The sequence below is a fragment of the Singulisphaera acidiphila DSM 18658 genome, from assembly GCF_000242455.2.
In the GTDB taxonomy this organism is placed as follows: Bacteria; Planctomycetota; Planctomycetia; order Isosphaerales; family Isosphaeraceae; genus Singulisphaera; species Singulisphaera acidiphila.
Window position 1 is genome coordinate 2,432,338 of sequence record NC_019892.1, and the last position, 13,785, is coordinate 2,446,122.

A 13,785-nucleotide genomic window follows, 5' to 3' on the forward strand; every position below is an offset into this window, starting at 1 on the left:
TCCTCACTTAAGGGGACTGACTCCAAAGGACCGGTTTCTTTCTGTTAGATAATTGCAACTCGTTTTACATGAGTGGGTTGCGGATTTTCGTGTCTTTTGAATTGCGTAAAAATTGGAATAAACTCGGCTTCCTGAATCGGATTTACGTAATTCCCACCGGGAGCCTCTCTCTCGGTTGAATTGTATCAGCGACCGTCTCAACCGAGCCTTCCGGGATGGAGCGATACAATTCCCGCCGGTTGCCTCGATTCTCTCCTTGAGCTTGGCGTCGAGTTCGGCGGAATCATTCGGCATCCTCCGCCAAGGACTTCTTCTTGCGAGGCGAGTGGGCCTTCCGGGCCTTCTCGGGAGGCTGCCAGTTGCGGATGTCGTCCAGGGTCAGGCCGAGTTCGTGGGAGTCGTTCTCCAGCAGGGTCTGGTACGACTGGCCCGCCGTGTCGCCGAACTCGGGGTCGATCTCAGGATGCCACTGGTGAATCCAAGGCAGGAGTTGATCGAGGCCGGCCAGGAGGGGGGACAGACGCATGTTGTCCCAGCCTTCCCGCTTGCGGGCGTCGTAGTAGGCGACGAGGGAGGTTGCCTGCTGGAGGTGGTCCCAGCCGGCCCAGCCGACAACCAGGCTGGGGTCGCTCTCGGTCTGGAGGTGCGGGTAGCTGATCCATCGCTCCTTGGGCACGTCGAGCTTGCCCCGGAGTCGCCAATAGTCGTTCTTCAGGAAGTCCGGAGTGGTGTACTTGGGCGGGACAGGGATGTCACCCACGTCTCCCCCGGCGTCCTGCTTCCGCTGGAGAGCCCAGGTGCGTTCCCAGACCTCACGCTTGCGAAGTCCTGAGGGCTTGTACCGTAGGACAGGCAAGAACGAGACGGCCTCGGCTTCGACCAGTTCGGCCACCAGGGCGGTCACGTCGAAGTCGGGGCGGCCACGGTAGAGCGCCGCCACCGGCAGGAACTCAGGATCGCCGCTGGCCCGGTCGGCGAGTTGGGCCGTGGATTGCAGCTCCACGTTCGGCCAGTAACGGGGCGACTCCAGCCGGTCGAGGAGCCAGCCCTTCAAGGCCCGCCGCTCCTGTTCCTCCCAAGGCTCGGTATTCCAGCGGCGTTTGTACTCGGGCCGCTCAATCAGTTCGATTTCCTTGATCGTGTCGATGACCCGGATACGTCGCTCGACGAGCGTGCGGTAGGCGGTGGGCCAATGCGCCGGGATCTCGGTGATTGGCGTCGAGCCGTGCCGCACAAACCACGTCGTCTGCAACTTGCCTTCGGCCATCCGCCGGGCCATGATGATCTCGAAGGCCCGCTCTCCCAGCCGGATTTCGGGTAGGTCGTTGCCGATGTATCGGAGGTCGTCGCTGAGCAGGTCGTAGAGCCGGTAGCACTCCCAGTCGAGTTCTTCCTGCAGGGCGATCATCCGGCCCCGAACACAAGCCGCCGTCGCCCGGCCCTCCTCCAGACCGGCCTGAGTGGGTATGCCGCGTTGCACGATCGCATTGGGGAGCGAAACGTTGTACTTCTGGCCCAGGCCATCGAATAGCCGGGAGAGATCAAGGGGGCGTTGTTCCGGGATGGGGAAGTTCAGGAGCTGCGTTCCGGTAAACTCAAACCGTTGATATGCGGGATCGGCATGAGCTTCTCCGCCATCCCCTTTGTGCTTGCCCGACATCACCTGCTTCATCCAGAAGCACGCCGTGGAGCTGTTGAGCAGGCCGAGCAGGGCGAGGTGGTCGTCCTCGGTTGCGTCGGCGGGGAGCTTGATGATCGGAGCCGAGCAGTTGAAGAGCTGGCGTTCCCTGTCTAATACGAAATGGTTGTGAGTGGCAATTTTTGAAAAAGCGATTGTACGTGGCGTGCGCAATCGCTCTTTCTGGAATCTACTCCATTCGTACCAAGTGAGACCAATTTGGCGATGGTCTCCGTTTGGTTCACGACGTGTCCACAAAGTTACACGGCAGGGCCAAAGAAATTTTATAACACCAGAGTCGCTTTGCTCTCTCACCGGCCGCAATTGATCATCGTAGGGGTACAGCACTGATTCGATGGTCGAGATGGTCCAGTCACGGATGGCGTCACCTTCCACATCGCTGGCGATGTTAGTAACGTTCACACCTGCCCGAATCAGGGATGCCCTGTCAGCGAAATAAATATCATCTGCACGTGTCATGAACATTAAGCCAATGAGATCCACGGCATCCGCTAGTATTGAACCTGAGAGTTCAAGAATCTCCTTTAGGTCAGCCGCCCCGCCTCCACCGATACTCCAAGGATGAGAGGCAAAAGTCTTTCTTGGCACCTCCGTCGTCGAGGTAAATTCGTCCTCGGCACCCGCCCGGTCGATCTGGCTGAGGATCGAATGCCAAACCAGCCCTTGGGATGGATCGTCGGGAGTAGTTGGCTCTCCCTTGATGCCCAGCACGGCTCGCACCGTATCGCTAACAGGCTTACGACTGCGTCCGTACAGGATTACAGTTGGCGTGCCATGACCGGGGATGTGCGCCCCGGAAGTGTCGAGTACGTGCGTCAGGTCGACCCTGGGGAAAAACTCTTCTATCAGTTTCTTGCCAAATTCCCGCTTCATGAACGAATTGGCGGTGATCATTCCAACGTAACCCGGTCCAGAACTCACTGTCTCACTGTCCTGATTGATTCGCTCCCCCTTGCGAATCGCCAGCTCCCAGAACCGTTGAGTGAAAGGCACCCCAAGCGAGTATTGCCGGTGACAGGCGCTGTACAATTCTCGATATTTTTCGCTCTGCGCCTTGTCCTTCACCGTTATGTACGGCGGATTGCCAACGACGACGTGATATCCTTGTCCCAGGACTTCATCAAGGGCGGCGAGTTCTTCGATGGCATAGATCCGATCTACTTCCTCGAAAAAATTTCCTTGCCGTTTGATTGGTACTCGCTCGCCGTTGAAGCTTGGCTTGCTGCCCCAAAGCAGGCTGTCGCCAGTGGCGAGATGGAGCTTCCAAGAATAATTCTGCTGATTCAGCTTCTTGATTCCGCAAGCGTTCACGACCGCCACGAGCAATCGGAATCGGGTGATAGCGACGGCGAACGGATTGATGTCCACCCCCCAAACACCGTCGAGGGCATTTTGGGCGGCGACGACCTTGTTATTGACTCCATGCTCCGGCTTCATCCACTCGTGAAATAGACGATCGAATGCTCCTAGAAGGAAATGCCCCGATCCGCAGGCTGGATCGATCATCCGCAAGCCATCTAGACCGAACTCGTCGAGGGCAAACGTCAGCGTCCGGTCGAGGATGAACTCTTCGACGAAGACCGGCGTTTGTAAAAGGGCGAACTTCTTGCGAGCATGCTCCGAGAGGTCTTGATACAGATCTCCGAGGAACCGGGCCTGCGGAGACAACTTCTCGTACACGTCGACGATGGGTTGAGTGTCCCACTTTTCGGTGGCGAACGAGCGTTTCAAGCCGCCCACCTCCGCATCAACTTCCTGGAAGAACTCAAGCAACCGTTTCGCCGCATCGCCGCTCGGTGCCAGGGCCCACAGCGGTGTCTTCCCCTCAGCGAAGAGTTCGGCCGCTGCCGGGATCTTACGCACCTCCACGAACACATGGTGGAGATATTCCCGATCGGTGTCGTGAGGATGACTCCTGAAGAAGAGTTCGTGCTCCCCTTCAGCCATCTTGCCGTGCTCCCCCTCACCGGCAATCCAACGCTCGTTGATGAGGTCGTTGTCCTCCATAAAACGGACGAAGACGCAGGCGAGCACCCAAGCCACGGCGACCTGATCGAGATAGTCGTCACGCCACTCTTCGAAAGACTGAGCCGTGCGCCCACTTTCCTTGATCTTCCGATGCGCTTCCCTCAGCCCGGCGTCGCTCTCGGCATCGGTCATCGATCGGACAAGCAGGTCTTCGGCCAGATCCTTGACGACCCCCCTGAGTTCGGGGAGCAGTGTCTTAATATAGACCATGTTTAGACGCCTCCCTTCCTAGAAGCAACGGGACGAGTGGCTGCTCCGTTCGCATGGCCCCGGTGTAGGTTGTCGATCCAGGATTCGGAGACCCTCGACCGTTGTCCTGGCGTAATCAGGGGGATCTCAGCGTTGTCGAGCATGGGGAGGTCGTGCTGCCAGTCCGTCGCCACAAGTAACCATAGACCGGGACAGGCGACGTCGTGGCCCACCTTGTCCCGCAACGTCTCCAGGACCGTCATTTGATCGTAGCGAGCTGCCAGCCCCGGATGGACCATGAGTAGGTGTTGGCGGCGGTCGCACAGTCCAGCAGTGAGCTTAGGGGCCACTCGAGCGACGAGACTGATGAGGTTGTTCCAGTCCTGACTGGAACGGTCTGCACCATCCGCTTCCTCAACGATCGACCAGTCGATCTCTAGTTCGTCGGCCTCATCGCGAAGGGCGTCGAACAGGAGGGCGTCGAAGGAGACCCGTTCCAGGGGGAACCGTCGCATCAACTCGTTTTCACACCGGCGCATCCGGCTGGGGCGGACGGTGAGAACCAGGAACCCGCCGTCGTCGTAGGCGTGGCTCAGTCGCTCCTCGAACTGCCGAGCCTCGGCCAGATCAGGGGTGATCTCGACCTTGCGGTTGGAGGTCGCCGTGGTTCGACGGAGGGGGATGGATGAGCCCGAGGTGGCGAGGGTCGACGTTTCACGCCGGTGGTACGTCGAGGTGTGCGGGTGCCAGCGGACGTCGAGCCCCACTCTCCGGAGGAGGTCGTCGAGCTCCGGGCGGCCGGGCAGGGGATCGGCCTCGGGGTAGCGACTCTTCAGGCGATCGCGGATCTGCTCGATAGTGAAGCCGTCGTCGCCTTCGCCAAGCCCCAGGCCTGAGAGTGCCCCGATCCCCAGCCGCAAGGCACGTTCCGCCGCCATGTCGCGGGGATAGAGTTCCTGGCGCGAGGAGACGGCGGCGTTCCGGCTCATGGCCGCCGCCAGCTTCAGGAGGCGTTCGTTACCGAAGGGCTGGCAGCCGTGCGGCTGCTGCGGCTGAGCGACCTCGTAGAGCTCCTGGAAGACCCGCAATGGCGGGGGCAGGGGGTCGGTCGCGGCGAGCCCGTCCGCCTTCTGGCCAAGCTCCTCGGCAAACACGGCCAGTTCCTGGGAGCAGGAGACGGCGACCTTCCTGCCGATCCGGCGGATCTGGAACCGGGGGACTGTCATCGACGTCTCGGTTTCGACCGCCGCCCGCGCCACGGCCGATGCCATCCGTTGTTGCCGGCCGGGTTCAAGTAGGCTCGCGGGAGGGCGGAGCAGGATCGTGAGGTCGATGATCTCGGGGATGGTGACGATCCCGCCGAGGCGCTGGATCTGCTCGCAGAGTTCGTGGCGGAAGGATGTGACCGCCGGGTCTTTGCTCCAGCGGTTCCGGTCGAAGATCACGATCTGGCCGACACGGGCGCGGGAGAGGCCGAGCGCGTCGGCCACGTCGGACTGACTGGGCCACTTGTCGGGCGGCTGCGAGTCCGCCACCGTGACACCGAGCAGGGCCGTGCGGATCTGCCATTCGGCATCTTTCTTGGGGATCTTGATCCCGACGATCCGATGCTCCATCAGTTCGAGGCCGGGTGGCCCCGAGGACTCGTCCGGTGATCCCTGGTCCTTGGTGGACGTCGCCTCGACGCTAGGGAAGCGGCCCCGCAGCTTGGTGAGGAAGTCGATGATCTCACGCCGGGTCTGGTTGCCGACCCCGCGCATCAGGTGGATGTCACCGATCGGGTGTTCCAGCAGGTTGCGGACCGTCAGGATGTTGGCCCGCTCCAGGGCGTTTTGGGCACGGGAGCTCAGGCCCAGGGCGGCGACCGGCGTCGTGAGGTCGGCCTGTTCCAGGGTGACCCGGAGGTCGACCTCTTCGCCGCTCGGCGTCTTGATCTTCCGCTCTTCCGCCCCCTGGAAGACTTGCTGCCAGGCCCAGCGCATCTCGTCGGCGTTGTGGAACCGCCCGGTGGGGTCACGGTCCAGCGCCTTGAAGAAGAACTTGACCAGGCCTTCGCGGACGCTGGGATCGAATTTCTCGGCGTCGATCCGCAGTTCGGCGTCGGTCATCGCCGGGTCGGACTTCCCGTCTCCCCACTGGGGGAGCACGCCCGTCCCGAGGGTCATCTCGTACAAGGTCGTCGCCGCCGAGTAGCGCTCGGCGTCGAGATCCCAGCGTTTGGGTTTCCGGTTGATAAGGAATGGATCGGTATAGCCGGACGTGCCCACCCGGATGTTGTCGAGGGGGGCCTGGGCCAGGGAGAAGTCAAAGAGGATGAGCTGGTTGCGCTGCTTCGTCAGCGAACGGATCCCGATGTTGTCCGGCTTGATGTCGCGATGGGCGACCCCATGGCGTTCCAGCGAGGAAACCGCCGAGAGCAGGTCATCGCCATAGCGAGCGAGCATCTCCAGACCGGGCACACCCTCGGACCGGAGCATGGCGGCGAGGGTCTTGTCGCCCGCCTTTTGCAAGACGAGCACGGCCTTGCCATTGATGATGAGTTCATCCACGATGGCGACGATGAATTCGCTGTGGATCGACCGGAGGGCCTCGGCTTCTTCGTGCAAGCGGGCGTTCTGTTCCTCGGAGATCGCCACCTTGAGGACGAACTCCTCGTCACCCTTGGTGACGAGCAAGGCGACGGCCGTCGCACCCTGGCCGAGCACGCGCTGGACGACGAATCCTTGTTCGATCCGGTCACCCCGTTTAGCCTGCAAGGGATCGAGAACGACGGCTTCGGCGGGCGCGGTCAGCTCGTCCTCGACATCATCGAGCAGCGTCAAGTAGTCTTCGACCGAACCGATGCGGGTCAGGACGTCGGGGTGGGTGCTCCACTGGATCAACTCTTCGAGCTTGGCCCCCGCACCGTCGAGGACTGAGGAGATGCTGAGCCCTTTCTGTTCCCGCAAGATTCTCGCCAGGTCGGCCGGACTGCTGGCAGGGGGGCGCGAGGCGAACAGGTGAAACGCGATTGCCCCCAGCGAGAAGACATCCGACGCCTCGGTGACCTTCCGCCCATCCGCGATCGCCTCGGGCGACATGTAGACGAAGGCTTGTGATTCGACCAGATCTTCCACCTCGGTTGCTCGAGCCGACGTGGAGGCCGTCTCCCGGACACCCACCTGCCAGTTGTAGATTTGCAGCCGGGGCGTCGAAGAGGCCGCGTCCGTGACCAGGATGCTCTGCGGGCTGAGTGCCCGGTGAATCACCCGCTTGCGGTGGGCGTAGCGAACGGCATCGGCGACCTGGCGCAGGAGGTCGAGCCGCTGGTCGGTCGTGAGCTTGTGGGCGTTCGTCGCCAGGTACTGGTCGAATCGGATGGCGTTCGGGTCGAGGTAGCGGAAGAGCAGGGCGGGGCCGTTCTCGTGCTCCTTGTAGTCGAGGACGGGCAGGATCCCCGGGTGATCAAGCGTCTGGATGATCTGGAATTCCCGAGCCGCCGCCCGCCGCAGTCGCTGGCGTTCTTCCTCCGACAACGCCTGGGCGACCGTATACTGCCGCACCCGGCAGTGGACATCCTCGAAGGAGGCATGCTTGGCCAGCCAGTCTTGATAGCCGATGCCATCGGCGATCAGACCGCCGAGCACGTAGTCACCCACCCGGCGAGCCCGTTGCGACGGGCGGATTCCCGCTTGCTCCATCGCGCGGGATAAGGCCTTGGCGACCTTCGTATCGATGGTCGAGCGCAGGTCAGGATCGACGCCCGGACAGTCGCGCTCCAGCAAGGCGGCAAGCACGCTCTTGCGTTCGGGACGGCCTTCGTGAGCCGGTCGATCCTTGAGGCAGACCCGATTTCTCGCGGGGCCGGTGAGCTCGCACTGAACCTCGTCCGCCGACAGGAAGACCAGGGCGTCGAGCCAGGGGACCTTCACTTTGGCGACGGACGACTGCGCCTTGAGGAGGGACGAGAGGGCCTTCGCCTTGCGGTTGGCCAGCAGGACCGGATTGTCCTCCGATTTGGGCCGACCGCCGTCGGATCGAGTCCAGGAACCCGAGTCCCCGGTAATCCTCCCATTCCAACCTTTGCACTCGACGAGCCAGAAGCCTTGTTTGGTCAGGACGAGCAAATCGACTTCATAGATCGCCCCGCCATCCGCCTGGAACTCGAAATTTGACCAGGCCCGATACGGATCGTGGTCGGGCAAACCCTCGCGGACAAAGTCCAGCGCGGCCCGCTCCCACGAATACTGCGACGGGGTGATCGTGTTCCATCGCGTCTTCATCATGGTCGTAAAGGACGCCCGCTCGGATGCGGTGCCATAGGATTAAACCCTGAAGGAATCGTGGGTTAGCGTTTACTCGAGGTGCAAAGATGCAGGGCACCACCACGACTCGGAAGGAATGCTATCCTATCACGCGGGAGGCCCAAGAACCAGGAAGGGACTCCACGCCTGGCCACGACCAAGCCGACGGGTAACCAATGGACCGGGCGAGCAAGAATAGCTCGAAACCAACCAGAGTCAAACGGGTGGACAAGCCACGCTGGCAGGAATCGAACTCACGATTGCCGAGTGATCAGCCGGGTCCCATGTGAGTCTCCATTCTACCTACTCAGAGACGTCCCAACTTCGCTGCGGACGGGAGGGGCGACGCGATGAGCCAACCTCGGCGGACTTTTCAGGATCGTTATTGGTATCGGCGAGACAGTCACATCCACCTCGAGGCCGATGGCTTCCTTCGCGATCCCGAGCACACCGACTTCGACACAGAGTCAAACCCCGACCTGGTCCGGCTCTTGGAGGTTATGGACCAAGACTGCCTCGTGATGCTCGGTGAACCCGGCATGGGCAAGACAACCGCGCTGACGGCCGACCGTGAGCGTATTGAAGAGGGAGTCCGGGACTCAGGCGATGAGATCATCTGGGCGGATCTCGCGGAGTTTGGGGATGAAACCCAATTGATCCGAGAGGTCTTCGAGGGTAAAGCGTGGGAAGGCTGGCATGCGAGCGGCAAGACACTCCACCTGTACCTCGATAGCCTCGATGAGTGCCGGCTTTACCTACCGAGGGTAGTCGAGGTGATCCTAGGGATCGTCTCAAGGTCCGGATTGCCTGCCGCTCGGGGACCTGGCCTCCCCATTTCGAAGAGGGCCTGCTGAGCTTATGGCCCAAAGAACGGCTGGCGATCATTTTGCTGGCGCCCTTTCGCCGGAGTGACGCCAGGGAGATCGCCGAGCAGGAGGGGATCGGCGACGCCGACACATTCCTTGGGGAGGTCTCGAAGCGTGGTGCCGGCCCGCTGGCCGCCAAGCCCGTTACCCTCAAGCTGTTAATAAATCTGTACCGGCAGGGCGGCCGCCTGCCCAAGAGTCAAGCGGAACTCTACGAGGCAGGTTGCCTGGCTCTCTGTGACGAATCGAATCTAAGGCGACGCGAAGCGACAACCAAGGGCTGGCTCGATCCGCAACAGCGGTTGGCCGTCGCCGCTCGGATTGCCGCCATGACGGTCTTCTGCGGCCGCGGTGGCATCTGGCTCAACCCTGATCTGGGTGACCGGCCCTACGGTGACCTTTCGGTTTCAGCGCTCGGCGGGGGGACTGAGAGCGACGGGAGTGGCGAATTCGATGTGAGCGAGGGCGGCATCCGCGAGGTCTTGACTGAGACGGGGTTGTTCTCCCGCCGGGGCGGTGGGCGTGTGTTCTGGAACCACCGGACCTATGCCGAGTTTCTCGCGGCCCGCTACGTGACACGGCATGAGCTTACCGTTGGGCAGACGACCGATCTGATCATGCACCCGGGAATGCCGGGCCGAGTCGTCCCCCAACTCCGTGATACCGCGGCCTGGCTTGCCGGGATGCGGCCTGGCATCTTCGACGCCATTCTGGCGACCGATCCCGAGGTACTGCTCCGGAGCGAGGTAGGAAGCGGCACGGCGAGCGAACGTGAGGCGCTCGTCACAGCGTTGCTGGGGGCGGCAGAGGCGGGCCGGATCAGTGATGTGGCAATGAATCGGCGATCCATGTACCACAATCTGGTTCATCCTCAACTCACCGAGCAGGTTCGGCCGTACATCATCGAAAACTCGAAAGGACTCGTCGTCCGCCGGATGGCAATCGATCTGACCGAAGCCTGCAAACTCATCGAAGTCCAGGAGGAACTGGCGGTTATCGCTCTGGATCGCTCCGAGCCTCTTGATGTCCGGGTGAAAGCGGCGTATGCCGTCTGGCGGATCGGCGACGAGTCGGCCAAAAAGCGGCTTCGGGGGCTTCTCGAAACCGATCTCGCCGAGGACATTCACGACAACCTCCGGGGATGCGCCCTGCGGTCTCTCTGGCCCGACTTGATCACGGTCGAAGAAGTGTTCGCCCACCTTACCCGTAGGAAGCGGGAGAACTATTCAGGGGCCTATTCGGGGTTTATGCACCACGAACTCGTTTCAAACCTCGCACCAGAAGCAATCCCGACTGCTCTGAGGTGGATCGCGGAGCAGGGCGTACTTCATCGGCTTCCCTATTCTCTGAGATTGTTGTCTGATCAGATCCTGATCAAGGCATGGGACCATCTCGAATCTCCAGAAGTCCTCGAACGACTCGCCGACGTTGTCTGGTCACGTCTCACGAAGTACGAATTCATCCTCGACTCACCGTTTCTACGCGACCAGGATCGACGATTCGGAGTTGATGACGGCAGGCGTCGGCAACTCCTTGCGGTCCTCCTGAGCAAGATGGCGGTTGATGACTCCAAACGCTGGATGGTGCTTTCACACTCGACCCCACCCCTGTTGATGCCGAGCGATATTCCCTGGCTGGTCGATCGTCTTGACTGCGAGCCGGAATCGGCCGGCCGGATCGCCATCGGGAAGCTTCTACGCGAGGCGCTCCTCAATTTCAACGCGGCGAATCTCGACTTGGTCCTGGATGCGAGCCGGCAGCATCCGGAGTTGGATGACTTGATCCGGTACCTCGTCACGCCCATTGCCTTCAACTCCCCTGAAGCAGAGCAGCAGAAAGCAGGGTACTGGTCGGCTCAGCCAAGCCCTACTCAAACTGAAGCCGAGCTCGTGACACCGCCTCATGAGCAGGTGGAGCACTTCTTGTGGCGAGCCGAGACCGGCGAACTCAACGCCTGACCTGAGCTGACCGGTGTGATGACAGTTGGGGCGACGGATGGCGACCGGGCCGACGTCTTTTGGCAGACCGATCTGACCGCCACGCCCGGTTGGCGAGATGCGAACGCGAACACTTGCTCGAGGATCGTGGATTGTGCATTCCAAAACCTGAAGGATCGGCATGTCATGGTAGGCCAGGTCATCAGCGAGGGGGGAGTCCATCGAGACATCGATCGGGCTGGTTATAAGGCCTCGAGGCTCCTGCTCCAGCAAGAACCTAATCGATTTCGGAGCCTTGACCTCACCGTTGTTCGGAAATGGATACCCGTCATCGTCTCGCACCTCTTGGGCAGCCCGTCAGAGCAGCAGGCCCAGGCCCGACTCGCGTCCGAGGTTTACCTCGCGGCCCCAGACGATTTCGTTGTCCGTCTGTCTGAATGGATCGATGAACTGAGTCGAGGCGAGTTCTTCGTTTTGCCAATCTTCCTCTGGAGTGAATGCTGGGACAATCCGCTCGCTTCGATGCTCACGGACAAAGTACGAGACCCTTCCCTCAAACTCCCTCTTTTCAGCGCACTACTCAACGAACTTTTCGAGCGGAGCGTCATCGAAGCCCGTGCCTTCACGGCCTCGCTCTTGGATGTCCCCTTGCCAACGAACGAGATTCTCCGCGAACGTACGCGGATTGCGGCCGTGTCCCTGCTGATGAAGGACGCCGATGCAGGATGGGATATCATCGGTCCCTTACTCGTCGCGGAAGTCGAGTTTAGCCGTAACTTCGTCTTGTCGATCGCGGCACGAGTGTGGACGGCGGAGACGCCAGCATTTCCCGATCGTCTCAGCGAGTCCCAATTGGCGGAATTCTTCCTGTGGCTCTCGCAACACTTTCCGGCAAGTCACGAGGACGATCGCTTCGAGGAAAAGCATAGCTCCCGGCGGGACATCGCGCATCTCCGTGAGAGTCGGCTCCAGCAGTTGGCCGAGCGTGGGACAGTCGCGGCCGTGGACGCCCTCAATTTGCTTGCCCGCGAGTTGCCTCACCAGGTTGAGATAGGTTCGTACCGGCCGAGAGCCGAGAGAGTGATGTTAGAGAAAACCTGGACAGCACACGATCCGGGACATCTCAGGAAGTTAATTCTCGACCGAAAGGCCCGGCTGGTCGATAGCGGCGAGCAGCTTCTCGATATGATCATCGAGTCGTTGGGCCGCTACGAGGCGAGGCTTCACGACGAGACGCCCGCGATCTTCATGCTCTGGGGCCGCCAAGCGGGTGGCCACTATCGGCCCAAGGAGGAGGATCGCCTCTCCGATGCCCTAAAACTCCATCTTGAGGCTGACCTGAAAGGTCGTGGCATCATCGCGAACCGCGAGGTCGAGATTCACATGGGACCCGGCGGCAAATCGGGCGAGTACACCGACATCCACGTCGATGCCATCGTTGGTGGACCTCATGCCCGGCCTATGGGCCGAATTTCTGTCATCGTCGAGGTCAAGGGGTGCTGGAACCGCGGGGTTCGTCAGTCGATGGAAACGCAATTGCGCAATCGCTATCTGAAGGACAATTCGTGTTGCCATGGCTTGTACGTCGTCGGCTGGTATCTTTGCGACGCATGGGATGAGGAACACGGCCCGAAGATCGAAACTCAACGCGGTTTTACTGATATGACGCTCGATCAGGTCCGGGAACTATTCGATCTTCAGGCGAAGGACCTTTCCAAGGACGGAGTCACGATCAAGGCGTTGGTCCTCGATATTCGTCAGCAAAAAGCACGAGGCTGATCACCGATGAGCTCTCGCTGTCCAGGCGAACCATGTGGTTCAGTTGCTTTTCTTACACGGCCGGCTTGACGCTTGAGACCAGCGTGGGATGAGAACCGTCACAACCTGCAAGAACCTCCTGACAATCGCACCACGGCTCTATTGCAGATCTTCGAAGCTGAGCTGTACGACCTTCGGACCCGGTATCCTCCAACGCTCGACCGCCGCGCATTTTGTCGGGGTATCGAAGCCCGGATTATGCATAACAAGCAGGATCCGGACACCTCTGGCAGCTCACGGGAATCTGATTCGGGGATTCGAAGGTGAAGGGTGTACCTTCCCCCTTCCCAACGCTGTCATCACGGTGTTTTCATCTTTCCTCGGTGCGTCCACGAAGTTGCACTATCCCGGGGACGGTCGTGGAGGTGGTGGACTCACGCCACGGCTGACCTGCAAATAATGATCCAGGTGCGGCCAACTTCCCGACAGGTGAACGATCACTCGCCTGGCGTGACCCATCAATTCCGCAGCGAACTTGATCGGTCGAATCCGCCACACACACCCTGATTTTGTCGATGCGATGCCGGCGGGAAGGCCCGGCGGTCCGAATTGGCGACCACCTGCGTCTCGATCACCTCCGTGAACTCGCCGACCGCAAGCCCGACTCGGGCTACCTCCACCGCATCCCAACCGTCGTCCTGGCCCACCGAGCGCCGCGCGACGCGGAACCCGGTGGAGACCCTGTGGCACTACCTCCGCCGACTCCTTTGGTCCAACCGTGTCCATGAGGAATGGAATGCGCTGATGGAGGCGGCGTGGACAACCCTATTCGCAGTGGGAACCAACGCCGAGCGGATCAAGTCAGCCTGCGTTGCGCCTGATCTCGAGTGGTGAGGACGGGCAAGAATCGAGCAGAAACCCTGTTGGTCGCTCACGAGGTGCTACTGCATGCGTCGTCGTTCTGGCTGTCTAAATAATCGACGAATACAAGTCAAAATAATGTGATGATGCAACAGTGCTGTCGT

Annotated in this window: 6 protein-coding genes; 4 read left to right on the forward strand and 2 right to left on the reverse strand. The window is 60.9% G+C overall.

All coding sequences use genetic code 11. From position 1 onward, the window contains the following. Positions 1–283 precede the first annotated feature (283 nt). Together pglX and pglW are read right to left on the reverse strand one after the other, a co-directional pair. Positions 284–3,937, reverse strand: a complete 3,654-nt coding sequence (gene pglX, locus SINAC_RS09585) for a BREX-2 system adenine-specific DNA-methyltransferase PglX (protein ID WP_015245485.1) — start codon at positions 3,935–3,937, stop codon at positions 284–286. 2 nt (positions 3,938–3,939) lie between these two features. Further along, complete coding sequence (gene pglW, locus SINAC_RS09590) at positions 3,940–8,181, reverse strand: BREX system serine/threonine kinase PglW (protein ID WP_015245486.1); 4,242 nt, start codon at positions 8,179–8,181, stop codon at positions 3,940–3,942. A 368-nt stretch (positions 8,182–8,549) separates the two neighbouring features. Here pglW and SINAC_RS09595 point away from each other — a divergent pair, with 368 nt between their 5' ends. The 4 genes from SINAC_RS09595 (at position 8,550) to SINAC_RS09610 (ending at position 13,654) form a co-directional block, all read left to right on the forward strand. Continuing rightward, positions 8,550–9,053: a hypothetical protein gene (locus SINAC_RS09595; RefSeq protein ID WP_020465611.1), complete on the forward strand. Its 504-nt coding sequence runs from the start codon at positions 8,550–8,552 to the stop codon at positions 9,051–9,053. A 32-nt stretch (positions 9,054–9,085) separates the two neighbouring features. Further along, positions 9,086–11,023, forward strand: coding sequence for an NACHT domain-containing protein (locus SINAC_RS09600; protein ID WP_020465610.1), 1,938 nt, complete (start codon positions 9,086–9,088; stop codon positions 11,021–11,023). Between the two features lie 165 nt (positions 11,024–11,188). Continuing rightward, the gene (locus SINAC_RS09605) at positions 11,189–12,781 is read left to right on the forward strand and encodes a hypothetical protein (protein ID WP_154673609.1); all 1,593 of its coding nucleotides are present in this window, start codon (positions 11,189–11,191) and stop codon (positions 12,779–12,781) included. 618 nt (positions 12,782–13,399) lie between these two features. Next, positions 13,400–13,654 carry a hypothetical protein gene (locus SINAC_RS09610; protein WP_154673608.1) on the forward strand — a complete coding sequence of 85 codons (255 nt, stop codon included), beginning with the start codon at positions 13,400–13,402 and terminating at the stop codon, positions 13,652–13,654. Positions 13,655–13,785: the final 131 nt, after the last annotated feature.